16 protein-coding genes (1 of these 16 running past the window's edge) are annotated in these 16118 nt (G+C 69.4%); 6 read left to right on the top strand and 10 right to left on the bottom strand.

The features are described 5' to 3' along the window. Positions 1-74 precede the first annotated feature (74 nt). Positions 75-698 (top strand): CAP domain-containing protein, encoded by a 624-nt coding sequence (locus GBB76_RS10545; protein WP_152303260.1) that lies wholly within the window; start codon positions 75-77, stop codon positions 696-698. Between the two features lie 38 nt (positions 699-736). On the opposite strand, the gene GBB76_RS10540 is transcribed toward GBB76_RS10545, so the two are convergent. Together GBB76_RS10540 and GBB76_RS10535 are read right to left on the bottom strand one after the other, a co-directional pair. Then, a complete protein-coding gene (locus GBB76_RS10540) occupies positions 737-1864 on the bottom strand; it encodes a GTP-binding protein (RefSeq protein ID WP_152303259.1) in 1128 nt (375 codons plus the stop codon). 79 nt (positions 1865-1943) lie between these two features. Further along, entirely contained in the window at positions 1944-3383 is a 1440-nt protein-coding gene (locus GBB76_RS10535) for a D-alanyl-D-alanine carboxypeptidase family protein (RefSeq protein ID WP_152303258.1), read from the bottom strand. Positions 3384-3560: 177 nt separating this feature from the next. Here GBB76_RS10535 and hisE point away from each other — a divergent pair, with 177 nt between their 5' ends. Both hisE and GBB76_RS10525 read left to right on the top strand, forming a co-directional pair. Beyond that, positions 3561-3995 (top strand): phosphoribosyl-ATP diphosphatase, encoded by a 435-nt coding sequence (hisE, locus tag GBB76_RS10530; protein ID WP_152303257.1) that lies wholly within the window; start codon positions 3561-3563, stop codon positions 3993-3995. Between the two features lie 86 nt (positions 3996-4081). Further along, positions 4082-4663 carry a YqaA family protein gene (locus tag GBB76_RS10525; protein ID WP_152303256.1) on the top strand — a complete coding sequence of 194 codons (582 nt, stop codon included), beginning with the start codon at positions 4082-4084 and terminating at the stop codon, positions 4661-4663. Between the two features lie 9 nt (positions 4664-4672). Here GBB76_RS10525 and cysW read toward each other — a convergent pair whose 3' ends face one another. The 7 genes from cysW to GBB76_RS10490 form a co-directional block, all read right to left on the bottom strand. Next, positions 4673-5509 (bottom strand): sulfate ABC transporter permease subunit CysW, encoded by an 837-nt coding sequence (gene cysW / locus GBB76_RS10520; RefSeq protein ID WP_152303255.1) that lies wholly within the window; start codon positions 5507-5509, stop codon positions 4673-4675. Further along, positions 5506-6327 carry a sulfate ABC transporter permease subunit CysT gene (cysT, locus tag GBB76_RS10515; protein ID WP_152304832.1) on the bottom strand — a complete coding sequence of 274 codons (822 nt, stop codon included), beginning with the start codon at positions 6325-6327 and terminating at the stop codon, positions 5506-5508. The genes cysW and cysT overlap by 4 nt, the downstream gene beginning before the upstream one ends. A gap of 191 nt (positions 6328-6518) precedes the next feature. Continuing rightward, complete coding sequence (locus GBB76_RS10510; protein WP_152303254.1) at positions 6519-7541, bottom strand: sulfate ABC transporter substrate-binding protein; 1023 nt, start codon at positions 7539-7541, stop codon at positions 6519-6521. Between the two features lie 180 nt (positions 7542-7721). After that, positions 7722-8468, bottom strand: coding sequence for a phosphoadenylyl-sulfate reductase (locus GBB76_RS10505; RefSeq protein ID WP_152303253.1), 747 nt, complete (start codon positions 8466-8468; stop codon positions 7722-7724). Beyond that, on the bottom strand, positions 8465-8977 hold the full coding sequence (locus GBB76_RS10500) for a DUF934 domain-containing protein (RefSeq protein WP_152303252.1): 513 nt from the start codon (positions 8975-8977) through the stop codon (positions 8465-8467). The genes GBB76_RS10505 and GBB76_RS10500 overlap by 4 nt, the downstream gene beginning before the upstream one ends. Beyond that, a complete protein-coding gene (locus GBB76_RS10495) occupies positions 8964-10619 on the bottom strand; it encodes a nitrite/sulfite reductase (RefSeq protein ID WP_152303251.1) in 1656 nt (551 codons plus the stop codon). The genes GBB76_RS10500 and GBB76_RS10495 overlap by 14 nt, the downstream gene beginning before the upstream one ends. Before the next feature lie 27 nt (positions 10620-10646). Further along, positions 10647-10955 (bottom strand): DUF2849 domain-containing protein, encoded by a 309-nt coding sequence (locus tag GBB76_RS10490; protein WP_152303250.1) that lies wholly within the window; start codon positions 10953-10955, stop codon positions 10647-10649. 135 nt (positions 10956-11090) lie between these two features. On the opposite strand from GBB76_RS10490, the gene cysD reads away from it, so the two are divergent. Both cysD and cysC read left to right on the top strand, forming a co-directional pair. Continuing rightward, entirely contained in the window at positions 11091-11897 is an 807-nt protein-coding gene (gene cysD / locus GBB76_RS10485) for a sulfate adenylyltransferase subunit CysD (RefSeq protein WP_152303249.1), read from the top strand. A gap of 10 nt (positions 11898-11907) precedes the next feature. Beyond that, a complete protein-coding gene (cysC, locus tag GBB76_RS10480; RefSeq protein ID WP_152303248.1) occupies positions 11908-13899 on the top strand; it encodes an adenylyl-sulfate kinase in 1992 nt (663 codons plus the stop codon). A gap of 63 nt (positions 13900-13962) precedes the next feature. On the opposite strand, the gene GBB76_RS10475 is transcribed toward cysC, so the two are convergent. Then, positions 13963-15135 carry an FAD-binding oxidoreductase gene (locus GBB76_RS10475; protein WP_152303247.1) on the bottom strand — a complete coding sequence of 391 codons (1173 nt, stop codon included), beginning with the start codon at positions 15133-15135 and terminating at the stop codon, positions 13963-13965. 108 nt (positions 15136-15243) lie between these two features. Between GBB76_RS10475 and GBB76_RS10470 the strand changes: the two genes are divergently transcribed. Further along, positions 15244-16118: the 5' portion of a CoA ester lyase gene (locus GBB76_RS10470; protein WP_152303246.1), read on the top strand. The gene runs 25 nt beyond the window's last position; 875 of the gene's 900 nt are visible here — the first part of the coding sequence; its start codon is at positions 15244-15246; its stop codon lies beyond the right edge, outside the window.

The following is a 16118-nucleotide window of genomic DNA, read 5'->3' as shown; positions in this document are numbered from 1 at the left end:
GCATCGGCGCGCCACGCGATGCCCTGCCGCCCGGTTCCGTCTTCCGCGGCCGTCCTCCCATGCGAGAGAACCCCATGCCCTGCCTTCCGCTGAAGCGCCTTGCCGGTCTTCTGCTGCTGCCGCTTCTTCTCGCCGCCTGCGCCGCCGGGCCGACCATGACGCCGGTGGACGAGACCTTCTACGCCAACATCGCCAAGGGCGGGGCGCTCGACCCGCAGGCGGCCGCCGCGCTGCTGAGCGACTACCGGCGCGGGCGCGGCCTGCAGGAAGTGACGATCGACCCGGTGCTGATGACGGTCGCCGAGCGGCAGGCGAAGGCGATGGCGGCGGCCGACCAGCTCTCCCACAATGTCGGCGGGCGCGGCCTCACCACGCGGCTCAAGGCGGCCGGTTTCAACGGGCTGAAGGCGGCGGAGAATGTCGGCGCCGGCTACCATACGCTGGCCGAGGCCTTCTCGGGCTGGCGCGATTCGCCCTCGCACAACAAGAACATGCTGCTGCCCGGCGCGACACGGCTCGGCATCGCCGCCGTGCGCGCGCCGCGCAGCAAATACGGCGTCTACTGGGCCATGGTGATCGCGGTGCCGGACCCTAAGACCGAGGCGCCGGCGGCCTCTCCTGCCGCCTCCACGGCGGCCGCGCCGTCTGCGGGTGGCACGCAGATCATGATCAACGGCGCCCCGGTGCCGGGCCAGTAGCCCCTCGCGTTCAGCGGCGCCGGGTCCGCGTCGCCGGGTCAGCGTCGCATCGTTGCCGGCGCCAGCGGATTGTCGGCGACGACGAGGCCGTCGGGCTGGTCCGGTACCGGAAGCCCCATGAAGGCGTCGAACAGCCGGCGTATCACCGCCGGCTCGACATCGCGCACGATCATCACCAGACGGGTGCGCCGGTCCTCGTCCGGCCAGGCGGGAAGCTGGCTCGGCGGGTGCAGCACGTGCTGCACGCCGTGCAGCACCAGCGGGTGCTCGGGGTCCTCGGCGAGCTTCACGATGCCCTTGAGCCGTAGGAGCTTGGACCCATGGGTGCCGCGCACCAGCTCAAGGAACATGTCGATGGCGGCGGCCGAGACCGGCGCCTCGGTGGCGACGGTGAAGGCGCGGATGCGGTCGTCGTGGCGGTTGGCGTCGTGGGCATGGGCGCGGTGTTGGGCTTCGGCCTCCGCCACCGCCTCGTCGGCGAGCCAGCGCGACACGTCGGGAATCTTGGTCGCGGGATCGTAGAGGCCGGCGCCGAACAGGGCAGCGGGCGCCGCCTCGCCCTTCGCCGCGTCGAGCACGGGGGCGCCGGGCGCGAGACGGCCGAGCCGCGCCAGGAGCGCCGCGAGGTTCGCCTCCCGCTCGGGCGTGTCCACCAGATCGGTCTTGGTCAGCACAAGGCGGTCGGAGATCGCCGCCTGCCGCACCGATTCAGGGTGTTCGTCGAGGGTGCCGAGCCCGTTCACCGCATCGACGACCGTCACCACGCCGTCGAGCCGGAAGCGCAGCACCATATAGGGATGCATCATCAGCACGTGCAGGATCGGCGCCGGGTCGGCGAGGCCGGTGGTCTCGATGACCACGCGCCGGAAGGGCGGGATGGCGCCGTTGTCCATCCGCCGGAGCAACTGCTCCAGCCCTTCCACCAGATCGCCGCGCACGGTGCAGCACAGGCAGCCCGAGGCGAGCAGCACGGTCGCCTCGTCGAAATGCTGCACGAGCAGATGGTCGAGCCCGATCTCGCCGAACTCGTTGATGAGCACCGCCGTGTCGGCGAGGCCGGGGTCCTGCAGCAGCCGGTTGAGCAGCGTGGTCTTGCCGGCGCCGAGAAAGCCGGTGAGCAGCGTGACCGGAATGGGCTCCGGCGGGAGACGGGTCTCCTCGCTCATGTTCGCGATCCTGTTGGCCGGCGTGGGCGCGCATGGCCCCGGGGCGGGAATGGACGATCCCGCCGCGTCGCGCGCGGCGTCACTGCGGCGGAGGCGGCGGGACGAGCGGATAGGTAGGCGCGGCGGCCGGCTTCGGCAACGGCTTCGCGGCGGGCTTGGGCGCAGGTTTGGGCGCGGGCACCGCCGAGGCCTGCGCGGGGGCAGGCTTCGGGGCGGGCTTGGCTGCCGGCTTTGGCGCGGGGGTCGTCTTGGCGGCGGGCTTCGGCGCCGCGCCGGGCGCCGCCTCGTCCGTCGGGGCGGAGGTGTCGATCACCGCCGTCGTCTGGCCCTTCTTCTTGCCGGCGGCAGCCTTGTCCTTGACCACCGGCTTCTTCTTCTCCGGCGGCGGCGGATAGGCGGCGGCGAGCGCTTCCGCGCTCGGCACCGGGCCGACCCACACCTCGACCGGCGGCATGGAGGGCGGCAGCTTCTGCAGCAGGCTGGCGCCGGTGACGTTCTCGCCGAGCCCGCCCATGCCGGCCGCGACATAGCCGCTGGCGGTCGAGGGCGTGTCGTCATCCTCGGAGGCGGTGTTCTTGCGCTTGCCGCCGCAGACCTGCAGCCGCATGTCGGTCGGCGCGCCGCCCTCGTTGCGCAGCCCCTCCACCGTCGGCGCCACGGCACCGAAGATGTGCCAGGAATGCTGGAAGCCGCGCTCCAGCAGCAAAGCGGCCTGCTCGGTGCGCTCGCGCCCGGAACTGGTGCCGAGCACCACGGCGATCAGGTGGCGGTCGCCGCGCTTGGCGCTGGCCACCAGATTGAAGCCCGAGGCGCAGACGAATCCGGTCTTCATGCCGTCGGCGCCGGGATAGCGGTCGATCAGCTTGTTGTAGCTGCGGATGACGGCCGGCCCGATCCTGATCGCCGGAATGCGGAAGAGGTCCGTCTGCTCCGGGAAGTCGAGAAAGATGTGCCGGGCCAGCACGGCGAGATCGCGCGCGGTCGAGATGTTGTCCGGGTCGGGCAGGCCGTTCGGATTGGCGAAGTGGGATCCGGTCATGCCGAGCTGGGCGGCGGTGGCGTTCATCTCCGCGACGAAGGCCGGGAGCGAGCCGCTCACCCCTTCGGCCAGCACGACGGCCATGTCGTTGGCCGACTTCACCAGCATCATCTTGAGGGCGTTGTCGACCGTCACCTGGGTGCCGACCTTGAAGCCCATCTTGGACGGCTTCTGCGCCGCCGCATTCGCGGAGACGGTGATCAGCGTTTCCGGAGTCAGCCGGCCGGCGCGCAGCGCCTTGAAGGTGACATAGGCCGTCATCAGCTTGGTGATGGACGCCGGATACCACGGCTTGGTGGCCTCCTCCGCCAGCAGGACCTTGCCGCTCTCGACCTCGATCACCAGCGCCGGCGTCGCGTGCGCCGTTGCGGGCAGGAGCAGGACGGGCGCCAGCAGGATGGCCGCGACCAGCCCGGCGGCGAGCCGGGCGAAGCGGGAGCGGGGGCGTGGGGAGGGAAGATGAAACACGCTTTCGAACATCCGTTTCCAGCATGGGCCGGCGGCGGGCGGGGCCGCCGCCCCCTGAATAACCCGATCCCTGCGGCGGTGCAAAAGACAATGGCGGCCGGGTGCGTTCACAGGGGCGCTAGCGGCCGGCGCCGCCCTCGCTCGCACACCGCTACAACGGCTTCACATAATTGGATCTAAGATCGTGACATGACTGATTCGATCCGTCGCCTGCATGCCGCCGTGGTCGCCACGCGAAAGGGACACAATCCCTCCCCGCGTACCGAGCGGCTGTTCCGCAAGGGGCGCGGCACCATCGCCAAGAAGGTCGCCGAGGAGGCGGTCGAGGTGGCGCTGGACGGGGTGATGGGCGACCGGCCGGCCGTCGTGCGCGAAAGCGCCGACCTCATCTACAATCTCGTCGTGCTGTGGGCCGAGCTCGGCATCACCCCCGAGGATGTGTGGGCCGAGATGGACCGGCGCGAGCGCCTGCTCGGCATTGCCGAGAAGCTGCCCAAGCGGCAGGTGCGTCCGGGACGGGACGGGGCATCCGATGCCCATTCCCGCCAGTCGCCGGCGCTGCTATGGGACATCGCCGACGGCGCGGGCGAGGTATCTCCCGAGCGGGTCGGCCGCCGCCGCTAGGGCCACGCGCGCCAGCGCACCCGCTGCCGGAGGCGTTGCCCTTCCCGCCCGGCGCAGGCCGGACCTTCGAGCCCCGGCAGGACCACATGCTGCGCCGTCTCTACCAATGGGTGATCGATCTCGCCGAGCGCCCTTCCGCGCCCTGGGCGCTGGCCGGCGTCTCCTTCGCGGAGAGCTCCTTCTTCCCGGTGCCGCCGGACGTGATGCTGGTGCCGATGTGCCTGGCCCGCCCCTCGCGCGCCTGGTGGTACGCGGCGGTCTGCACGCTCGCCTCGGTGGTGGGCGGGCTGTTCGGCTACGCCATCGGCGCGCTTCTTTATGAATCGCTCGGCCTGTTCCTGATCCAGCTCTACGGCTACGGCTCCAGAGTGGAGGCCTTCACGCAGGCCTACCAGCAGTACGGGCACTGGATCATCCTCATCAAGGGCCTGACGCCGATCCCCTACAAGGTGGTGACGATCACCTCCGGCTTCGCCCATTACAGCCTGTTCTGGTTCGTCGTGCTGTCGGTCATCACGCGCGGGCTGCGCTTCTTTTTGGTCGCCGGCCTGCTGTACTGGATCGGCCCCTCGGCCCGGCGCTTCATCGAGGAGCGGCTGGGGCTGGTGACGGCGATCTTCGCCGTGGTGCTGGTCGGCGGCTTCGCGGCGGCGGTGTTCCTGTTCTGACGCGCGCCTTCAGTGCCCCCGCGAGCGGGCGTTGAGCCGCGCCTCCAGCAGGGTCTTGGCGACGAGCGTCACGATGGCGAGCAGGGCGAGCAGCGAGGCGACCGCGAAGGACGCCTGGAACTGGTACTCGTTGTAGAGGATCTCGACCTGCAGCGGGATGGTGTTGGTCTCACCGCGCACATGGCCCGACACCACCGACACCGCGCCGAACTCGCCCATGGCGCGGGCGTTGCAAAGCAGGATGCCGTAGAGCAGCGCCCATTTGATGTTGGGCAGGGTGACGCGCGTGAAGACGCGCCAGCCGCCGGCCCCGAGCGTCACCGCCGCCTCCTCCTCCGTCGTGCCCTGCTCCTGCATCAGCGGAATGAGTTCGCGGGCGACGAAGGGGAAGGTGACGAAGATGGTGGCGAGCGTGATGCCCGGCCAGGCGAAGATGATCTTCCAGCCATGGTCGATCAGCCAGAAGCCGAAGAAGCCCTGCGCGCCGAACAGCAGCACGAAGACGAGGCCGGCGACCACCGGCGACACCGAGAACGGCAGGTCGATCAGCGTGATGAGGAAGCTCTTGCCTCTGAACGAGAATTTGGTGATGGCCCAGGCCATGACGAGGCCCATCGCCGTATTGGCGATCACCGAGATCGCGGTGACGAGCAGCGTCAGTTCGATCGCCGCCAGTGCATCCGGCTCCACCAGTGCGAGGGCATAGGCCTGCCAGCCCTTCACGAAAGCCTGCGCGAAGACATTGAGCAGCGGCAGCAGGATGAACAGGCCGATGAAGGCCACGGCAAGGGCGATGATCGCCCATCGGACCGGCGCGGCCTCGTTGCGGATCGGGGGCGTGCTCATCCGGCTCTCCCGGTGCGGCTCTGCGACCAGCGCTGCAACCCGTTGATGACGAAGAGCAGAAGGAAGGCGGCGACCAGCATGGCCGCGGCGATGGTGGTGGCGTCCGCGTAGCGGAACTCCTCCAGCCGGATGACGATGAGCAGCGGGGCGATCTCGGAGACGTTGGGCAGATTGCCGGCGATGAAGATCACCGAGCCGTATTCGCCGACCGCGCGCGCGAAAGCGAGGGCGAAGCCGGTGAGGAAGGCCGGCAGCACGGCAGGCAGCACGACGCGGCGTATGGTGGTCCAGCGACCGGCGCCGAGGGTGGCGGCTGCCTCCTCCAGTTCGTGGTCGAGGTCCTCCAGCACCGGCTGGACGGTGCGCACCACGAAGGGCAGGCCGATGAAGATGAGGGCGACGAGGATGCCGAGCGGGGTGAAGGCGACCTTGATGCCGAACGGCGCCAGCACGCCGCCGATCCAGCCATTCTCGGCATAAAGGGTGGTCAGCGCGATGCCGGCGACCGCCGTCGGCAGGGCGAAGGGAATGTCGATCAGCGCGTCGAACACGCGACGGCCGGGAAAGTCGTAGCGCACCAATGCCCAGACGATCACCGCCCCGAAGACGAGGTTGACGGCGGCGGCGGCGAGGGAGAGGCCGAAGGAGATCTTCAGCGCGTTCAGCGTGCGTGGCGCGGTGAGGATGTTGAGTATCTGCCCGGGCGTCAGTTCGGCGGTCTTCACGAACAGCGCCGCCAGCGGAATCAGTACGATCAGCGACAGCCACAGCAGCGTCAGGCCGAGGGTGAGGTTGAACCCGGGAATGACGCTCTGCATGCGCCGGCCGGGCGCGGAGGGCGGCGGCGCGGCGCCCGCCAGCGCGGGATGCTCCAGCGCGATGTGTTCCCGCGTGATTTGGCTCAAGGCAGGCTCCGATCGGATTTTCGGTCACAGGAGCGCCGGGTCCGGCGACAGACCCGGCGCGGACGTCGGGAGGTTGGTACGCCGCGGCCCGCGAGCCGTCGACGTCAGTTGGAATAGATCTGGTCGAAGATGCCGCCGTCGGTGAAATGCGTCTTCTGGGCCTTGCGCCAGCCGCCGAAGGCCGGGTCGTCGACGGTTACAAGCTCGACCTTCGGGAACAGCGTCTCGTATGCCTTGGCGATTTCGGGATCGCGCGGGCGGTAGAAGTTCTCGGCGGCGAGCTTCTGGCCTTCCTTGGTGTAGAGGGCCTTGAGATAGGCCTCGGCCACGGCGCGCGTGCCCTTGCGGTCGACATTCCTGTCGACGACGGCGACCGGCGGCTCCGCCAGGATGGACAGCGAGGGGACGACGATGTCGAACTTGTCGTCGCCGAGTTCCTTCTTCGACAGGAACGCCTCGTTCTCCCACGCCAGCAGCACGTCGCCGACGCCGCGCTCGGTGAAGGTCACGGTCGAGCCACGCGCGCCGGTGTCGAGCACGGGCACGTTCTTGAACAGGGCGCGGATGAACTCCTTGGCCTTGGCCTCGTCGCCGCCGTTCTGCCTGAGCGCGTAGGCCCAGGCGGCGAGGTAGTTCCAGCGCGCGCCGCCGGAGGTCTTCGGGTTCGGCGTGATGACCTGGACGCCCGGCTTCACCAGATCGTTCCAGTCCTTGATGCTCTTCGGGTTGCCCTTGCGGACCAGGAACACGATGGTCGAGGTGTAGGGCGAGGAATTGCCGGGCAGACGCTTCTGCCAGTCATCGGCCAGGAAGCCCTTGTCGGCGATGGCGTCGATGTCATAGGCGAGCGCCAGGGTGACGACATCGGCGTCGAGGCCGTCGATCACCGAGCGGGCCTGCTTGCCCGAGCCGCCATGCGAGGTCTTGATCTCGACGGTCTTGCCGGTCTCGGCCTTGTAGATCTCGGCGAAGGCTTTGTTGAACTGCTGATAGAGCTCGCGCGTCGGGTCGTAGGACACGTTGAGCAGGCTGACGTCGGCGGCGCGAGCGGCCGGCGCGAGGCCGAGCGGCGCCGCGAGTGCGGCGACAAGCGCGGCGGCGGCCGCGTGCTTGAAATGGAACGACATGGCTTCTGTTCTCCCCAGCGGCGCCTGCGCGCCGGCACTTCGGAAGGGGAGAGTTCCACTCGGCAAAACGCCGGTCAATAGAAAAATATAAAATCTATAGATAATATGCTTTATTTACGCACGCCTCGCGTAGAATCCTGCGCGACGACGCCTGGGCGACGGCCGCGGCAGCGTGCCGGCTCAACGGTCGACGGTGTTCAGCAGCGTGTGGATGCCGCACTCGGTCTTGGCCTGGCCGCGCCAGCGTCCGGCGCGGGCGCCCTCCGCGCCCGAGGCGCGGCTGGTGCAGGGCATGCAGCCCACCGAGTTGAAGCCCTTGGCCAGCAGCGGATGGTCGGGAAGCCCGAAGCGCTTGTGCGCGGCCTCCACCTCCTCGCGCCCGAGATTGGCGAGCGGATTGAACTTGAGCCGCGCGCCGTCGCGCTCCACCACCGGGATGTCGGCCCGCAGCCCGCCCTGATAGCGCTTGCGCCCGTTGAGCCAGGCATCGAAGCCGGCCAGCGCCCGGGCGAGCGGCTCGACCTTGCGGATGCGGCAGCAGGCGTCGGGATCGGAGAACCAGAGGTCGCGTTCGGCGTCGAGTTCGGCCAGACGCGCCGCGTCCGGCTGAAGGGTGCGCACGCCGGTCAGGCCGAGCTGCGCGGTGAGCGTGTCGCGATAGGCGAGCGTCTCCTCGAACAGCCAGCCGGTGTCGAGGAAGACGACCGGGATCGAGGGATCGACCTGCGCCATAAAGGCGATCAGCACGGCCGATTCCGTGCCGAAGGAGGAGACGAGGCAGAGCCGGCCGGCACCGGCGCTCGCCGCCGCCTCCCTGATGATCTCGGTCGGCGTGGCCTTCTCCAGCGCAAGGTTGAGCGCCTCCAGCCGCGCCTCGGAGGGAAGCGTGACGATGGGGCTCGTTTCCGTGCGCCGGGCGAGGGTCATCGCGCGACTCCGGGCAGGGTGCGGCCGAGGCGCTGGCGCAGCAGGCTGGGGCGCTCGTCCGTCGCCGGCTGGTAGAACACCGTGTAGCGGTGCACCGCCTCGTCGAAGGCTTCCGCGTCGGCTTCCTTGACCGCCTCGACCTGATCGAAGCCGGAGCGCTGCATGAGCAGGAACTGGTCGCGCAGCACATTGCCGATGGCGCGCAGCGGGCCGGTCCAGCCGAGCCGCTCGCGCAGCAGGCGGGCCTGGCTGTAGGCGCGCCCGTCGCGGAAGCTTGGGAAGTTGAGCGCGATCAGCGAGAGCTGGCCAAGATAGGGCGCGATCCCGGCGATGGGCCGGTTGTTCGGCCAGATCACCCCGACCGGGGCCTGCCGGCCCTTCAGCGCCTCGGCCTCCTTCAGGAAGCGGTCGACGCCGATCAGCACGGGCACGCCCTCGGGCAGCGCGTCCTCGTCGGACACGCGCACGAACCTGTCCTCGATGATATGTCCGTTCTCAATGAGCGGCATAGACGCGCTCCTTGAAGGGCTCGACGCCGAGCCGGGCCACGGTGTCGATGAAGAGTTCCTGCGGGCCGGCGCGCAATTCCATATAGGTATCCACCACGTCCTCGATGAGCCCGGGGACCTGCTCGTAGGGCACGGCAGGTCCGAGCAGGGTGCCGAGCTGGGCCTGCTCGTCGGCCCGCCCGCCCAGCGTGATCTGGTAGAATTCCTGGCCGTTCTTCTCGACGCCGAGAATGCCGATATGGCCCACGTGATGGTGTCCGCAGGCATTGATGCAGCCGGAGATGTTGATGTGCAGCCGGCCGATGCCGCGCGCGCGGTCGAGATCGGCGAAGCGCCGGGCGATCTCCTGAGCGACGGGAATCGCGCGGGTATTGGCCAGCGCGCAGTAATCGAGGCCGGGGCAGGCGATGATGTCGTTGACGAGGTTGACGTTCGGCGTGGCGAGGCCCGCCGCGTCGAGCGCCGCCCACAGTGCCGGCAGGTTCTTCTGCGCGATGTTGGGCAGGCACAGATTCTGCTCGTGGCCGACGCGGATCTCGTGGAAGCCGTAGGCGTCGGCGAGGTCGGCGATGGTGTCCATCTGGTCGGCGGTGGCGTCGCCCGGCGGCGCGCCGACCGGCTTCAGCGAGATGGTGACGATGGAATGGCCCGGCACCTTGTGCGGGTGCACCGAATTGGCGAACCATGTCGCGAAGCGCGTGTCCTTCAGCGCCTCGACGAGTTCGGCCGGCCGGTCTTCGAGGGTCTCGTAGTCGGGATAGAGGAAGCGCCCGCGGATTTCGGCGATCATCTCGTCGGAGAGATGGAGCGCGCCCTCGCGGATCGCCGCCCATTCGGCCTCGACCGCCTCGGCGAAGGCCTCGGCGCCGATCTCGTGCACCAGGATCTTGATGCGCGCCTTGTAGATGTTGTCGCGGCGTCCGTACTGATTGTACACGCGCATGATGGCTTCGATGTAGCTCAGCAGTTCGCGCGCCGGCAGGAAGGCGCGGATCGACTTGCCGACGAAGGGCGTGCGGCCGAGACCGCCGCCGACCAGAACCTCGAAGCCGAGCTCGCCGTCCGCGTTGCGATGCAGGCGCAGGCCGACATCGTGCACCTTGATCGCGGCGCGGTCGTGCGGGGAGGCGGCGAGGGCGATCTTGAACTTGCGCGGCAGGTAGGTGAATTCGGGGTGCAGCGTCGAGTACTGGCGCAGGATCTCCGCCCAGATGCGCGGGTCGTCGCATTCTTCCGGCGTGGCGCCGGCCCACTGGTCGGTGGTGACATTGCGGATGCAGTTGCCGGAGGTCTGGATGCCGTGCACGCCGACTTCGGCCAGCGCCGCCATCGCTTCCGGCAGCTCCTCCAGCTTGATCCAGTTGAACTGGATGTTCTGCCGGGTGGTGAAATGGCCGTAGCCGCGGTCATAGATGCGCGCGACATGGGCCATGCGGCGCAGCTGGTGCGAGCTCAGCGTGCCGTAGGGGATCGCGACGCGCAGCATGTAGGCGTGCAGCTGGAGGTAGACGCCGTTCATCAGCCGCAGCGGCTTGAACTCGTCCTCGTTCAGCGCCCCGGAGAGGCGGCGCGCCACCTGGTCGCGGAACTCCACGACACGTTCGGCGAGGAAGGCGCGGTCGAATTCATCATAGGCATACATTTTGTACTATGGCCTTGTGCGTCGACGTCAGTGCGGCAGTTCGAAGGTCGGCCCGGCAACGCGGATGCGCTCGCGCAGATTGCCCGGCCTCACCGAGCCGTCCGCCTCGAGAAGGACGGGGGCGACATAGGCGCCGACCGCGTCGATGTCGCGCTTCTGGGCGTCGGCCAGCAGGGCGATGGCCGCGTCGGCGGTGGTGACGATGGCCGCCTCGGCAAGATCCGCCGACCAGCCGTCGCCACGCGTGCGCCACACCACCGCGCCATCAGTCAGACGGTTGGCGGTGACGGCGACGGGGCCGTGTACCTTCAATTTCTGCTGCTGGGGCGATGCCATCGAGACCTAATTTCCTGTTGACGGATGGGATGTCCCTGCATAACACCAATTTAGAACGTGCAAAAGAATTAAATGCACGAAAATTACGTGTAATTAGTCCCCGCGGGATCACGGGGCATGACGGATATCTCACCCATGTCCACTGCCGATGAACGGCTCGACGAGCTTGAGGCTCAGAGCATCTACATCTTCCGCGAGGCCTTCGCGCGGATGAAGCGCATGGCGCTGCTCTGGTCGCTGGGCAAGGATTCGAACGTGATGATCTGGCTGGCGCGCAAGGCTTTCCTCGGCCATGTGCCCTTCCCGGTGCTGCACGTCGATACGGGCAAGAAATTCAAGGAAATGTACCAGTTCCGCGATCATTACGCGGGCGAGTGGGGGCTGGACCTGCGGGTCGACCCGTGCCCGCCGCTGGAGACCATCGACCCGACGCTGCCGCCGGCCACGCGCTCGGCGGCGCGCAAGACCGAGGGGCTCAAGCTGGCGCTGGAGAAGTACGGCTTCGACGCCGTGGTCGCCGGCATCCGCCGCGACGAGGAGGCGACCCGCGCCAAGGAGCGCGTGTTCTCCCCGCGCGGGCTGGAGGGCGACTGGAACGTGCGCGAGCAGCCCCCCGAGTTCTGGGATCACTTCAACGCGGCCCTGCCGGCCGGCGCGCATCTGCGCGTGCATCCGATCCTGCATTGGACCGAACTCGACATCTGGGCCTATACGCGGCGCGAGGGGATTCCCGTCATTCCGCTGTATTTCTCGAAGGACGGCAAGCGCTACCGCTCGCTGGGCGACGAGGACATCACCTTCCCGGTTGCCTCGGACGCCTCCACCATCGACGAGATCCTGATCGAGCTGGCCACCACCAAGGTGCCCGAGCGCTCCGGCCGCGCGATGGACCACGAGGCCGAGGATTCCTTCGAGCGACTGCGCGTCGCCGGCTATCTGTGAGGTGGAAACCATGTCCGCGACAGTCCTTTCCACGTTCGCCCCTTCCGCTTCCGGCCCTTCCGCCGCTGCGTCGGTGACCGTCACCTCGCGCCCCAACACGACCGCCGCCGCCGACCGCCAGCTTGTGCGCATCGTCATCGTCGGCCATGTCGACCACGGCAAGTCGACGCTGATCGGCCGCTTGCTGCATGAGACCGGCGGGATCACGCCGGAGAAGCTCGACCAGCTCAAGGCCATCTCGGCCCGGCGCGGCATGCCCTTCGAATGGTCGTTCCTGCTCGACAGCCTGCAGGCCGAGCGCGACCAGGGCATCACCATCGACACCAGCCAGATCCGCTTCCAGACGCCTTCGCGCGACATCATCCTGATCGATGCGCCCGGCCACGCGGAATTCCTGCGCAACATGATCACCGGCGCCTCGCAGGCCGATGCTGCGCTGCTGCTGATCGATGCCGCCGAGGGCGTGCGCGACCAGACGCGCCGGCACGGCTACCTGCTGCACCTGCTCGGCGTGAAGCAGGTGACGGTGGTGGTGAACAAGATGGACCGGGTGGATTTCGCCGAGCCGGTTTTCCGCGCCATCGAAAGCGAGATCGCCGGCTATCTCTCCGGCCTCGGCGTGCGCGCCAGCGCGGTCATCCCGATTTCCGCCCGCGAGGGCGACGGCGTGTCCGAGCGCGGCCCCCGCACCCCCTGGTATGAGGGGCCGACCGTGCTGGAGGCGCTGGACGGCTTCGACCCGGCCCGCGCGCCGGGCGACCTGCCGCTGCGCCTGCCGGTGCAGGCGGTCTACAAGTTCGACGACCGCCGCATCGTCGCCGGCCGCATCGAGACCGGCGACCTGAAGGTCGGCGAGGAAATCGTCTTCCAGCCCTCCGGCAAGACGGCGGTGGTGAAGTCCATCGAGACCTGGCCCGCGCCGGCGGCCGGGCAGGAGGTGACGGCCCTCGCGGCCGGCGCCCCGGCGGCGATCACGCTCGACCGCGAGATCTTCGTCGAGCGCGGCGAGATCATCGCCACGCCCTCGGCCCGCCCGCACGCCGCGCGGCGCATCCGCGTGCGCCTGTTCTGGCTGGCGGACGAAAAGCTGGAGGTGGGCACCCAGATCATCGCCCGGCTCGCCACCTCGGAAGCGCGGGCGACCGTCGCGGTCGTGCATCAGGTGGTCGATCCGGGGCATCTGTCGACCTTCGAATCCACCAGCATCGGGCGCAACCAGGTCGGCGAGGTGGAACTCGTCCTGTCGCGCCCCATCGCCGCCGACCCGCACGGGGTGAACCCCCGCACCGGGCGCGTGGCGCTGGAACTGGGCGGGCGCATCGCCGGCGGCGGCCTCGTGGTTTCGGTGCTGGACGGCGAGGGGACCAAATCCGCCGCTGCCCGCAACATCACGCCGGTTTCCTCCGCCGTGACCGGGCCGGAGCGCATCGCCCGCTTCCGCCACGACGGCGCCGTGGTTTGGTTCACCGGGCTTTCCGGCTCCGGCAAGTCGACGCTGGCGCGCGCGCTGGAGCGGCGCCTGTTCGCCCGCGACGGCCTCGTGACGCTGCTCGACGGCGACACGCTGCGTGCCGGGCTGAACAGCGACCTCGGCTTTTCCGACGCCGACCGGGCCGAGAACAACCGGCGGCTGGCCGAAGTGGCGAACCTGCTCAAGGGGCTGGGCCATATCGTGCTGGTGGCGGCGGTCTCGCCCTCGGCGGCGGCGCGGGCGCGGGTGCGCGAGATCGTCGGCGACCGTTTCTTCGAGGTGCATGTGTCGGCCCCGCTCGCCGTCTGCGAGGCGCGCGACCCCAAGGGGCTCTACGCCAAGGCGCGGGCCGGCGAGATCCGCGGCTTCACCGGCATCGACGCGCCCTATGAGGTGCCCGTCGCGCCCGAGCTGGTGATCGAGACCGACAAGATCGACACGCCGGCGGGGGTCGACCGGGTGGAGGAGCAACTGGTGCAGGCCGGCGTGTTCCACGCGCCCCCGCGCGCCGTCGACGACGCCGGGCTGTGAGGGCAGGGGCGGCGGCGCGCCGCCGCTCCGCGCCATAGCGTCGTCCGCACGGGCCGCGTGCGCTCAGATGATGTTCAGCTCGGCGTGCGGGCGCCCGCTCGCGATGCGCTCATAGCCGAACACGTCAAGGTCCAGCGAGACCGAACGGCCGTGCACGATCCATTCGGCGATGGCGCGCCCGGCGGCGGGGGCCTGCTGCAGCCCGTGGCCGGAAAAGCCATTCATGAAGTAGAAGTTCGTCACCTCCGGGTGCGGGCCGATGACCGCATTGTGGTCGAGCAGGTTCATCTCATAATGGCCGGCCCAGGCCCGCACGACCTTCAGCTCCTCCATCGCCGGGATGCGGTGGGCGAGGTTGGGCCAGATGCCCTCCTCGAACACCGACCAGTCGACCTCGAAATCGCCATGCGCGTCGGGGTCGCTGTCCTCGGGCGGCGGCGCGCCGCAGATCTGGTAGATGCCCTCGGGGCGGATGTAGAAGCCGGTAGGGTCGACCAGCAGCGGCAGCTTCGGCAGCGGCGCGCGGCAATGCACGACGAAGACGCAGCGCTTGCGCGCCTCCACCGGCAGCGCGATGCCGGCAAGGCCGGCAAGCCTTCCCGCGCGCGGGCCGGCGGCGTTGACGAGGGCGCCGCAGCCCAGGCGCCGCCCGTCCGCCAGCGTCGCGCCGGTGATGCGGCTGCCCTGCCGCTCGATGCCGACCACCTCGCCATTGATGAACTGGGCGCCCTGCGCCTTCGCGGCCGTGCGCAGGCAGGCGAGGAAGGCGTGGGCGTCGAACCAGCCCTCGCCCGAGCGCCCATAGGCGCCGGCGGCGAGGTCGTCGACATTGAGCCAGGGGAAATGCGCCTTCAGCGCCTGCGGGTCGAGCAGGGCGATGTCGGCGCCCTCGGCGACCTGCACGCGGTGATTGGCTTCGAGGATGGGCAGGCCGGCGGCGCTGGCGAGGATGAGATAGCCGCCCTCGTGCCAAGCAAGGTCGGTGCCGGCGCCGAAGCGCTCCTTCGCGCTCCTCAGGAATTCCAGCCCGAACAGCGACATGCGGATGTTCTCGGGGATGGAGAATTGCTGGCGCAGCGAGGCCGCCGACAGGGTGGTGGAGGACTCCGCGAAGGTTGTGTCGCGCTCCACCACGGCGACGCGGCCGCGAAAGGCGGGGTCGAGGGTAAGGAAATAGGCGGTGGCCGCCCCCATGATCGCCCCGCCGACGATCACCACATCGAAATTCTCGTCCATGACCTTCACCACGCTGATCCACGCCGCCGCGCGCGCAGGCCCGATTGGCAGCCCGCCTTTCAGCGGGATAGGCTCATCGCTCCTTCCTGCCAATTAGCCGAGCGAATCATGTCCACAATCGTCCGTCCGCGCCGCAGCGTGCTGTTCATGCCGGGCTCGAACGCCCGCGCGCTGGAGAAGGCGCGGACCCTGCCGGCCGACGCCATCGTGATCGACCTCGAGGATGCGGTCGCTCCGGATGCCAAGGGGCTCGCGCGCGGGCAGGCGGTCGCGGCGCTGGCGCAGGGCGGGTTCGGCCCGCGCGAGGTGGTGGTGCGCACCAATGCCGCCGACACGCCCTGGTTCGAGGCCGACCTGGCGAGCCTCGCCCGCGCGAGCGCGCAGGGCGCGGGCCCGGAGGCGGTGCTGATCCCCAAGATCTCCGATCCCGAGACGCTGGTGCTGGCCGGGCGCCGGCTGGAGGCGATGGGGGCGGCGCCGTCGCTTCGCCTATGGGCGATGATCGAGACGCCGATCGCGGTGCTGCGCGCCCTCGACATCGCGCTGGCGGCGAAGAACCCGGCGACGCGGCTGGCGGCGCTGGTGCTCGGCACCAACGACCTCTCCAAGGAGACCGGCGCGCGCATCGTGCCCGGCCGGGCGCCGATGGCGAGCTGGCTCTCCCATTGCGTGCTGGCGGCGCGGGCCGGCGGGGTCGAGGTGCTGGACGCGGTGTGGAACGATTTTCGCGATCTCGACGGGTTCGCGCGCGAATGCGCGCAGGCCGCCGATCTCGGCTTCGACGGCAAGACGCTGATCCACCCCAGCCAGATCGAGCCGTGCAACGCCGCCTTCTCGCCGCCGCCGGCGGAGGTGGAGGCGGCGCGGGGGCTGATCGCGCTGTTCGACCAGCCCGAGAATGCCGGCAAGGGCGTGGTGCAGATCGAGGGGCGGATGGTCGAGCGCATGCACGCCGACATCGCCCGCAGGACAGTGGCGCTCGC

The organism is Ancylobacter sp. TS-1, from assembly GCF_009223885.1.
Classification (GTDB): Bacteria; Pseudomonadota; Alphaproteobacteria; order Rhizobiales; family Xanthobacteraceae; genus Ancylobacter.
Note: the sequence above shows the minus strand (reverse complement) of the source record. Positions and strands in the feature narration are given on the sequence as shown.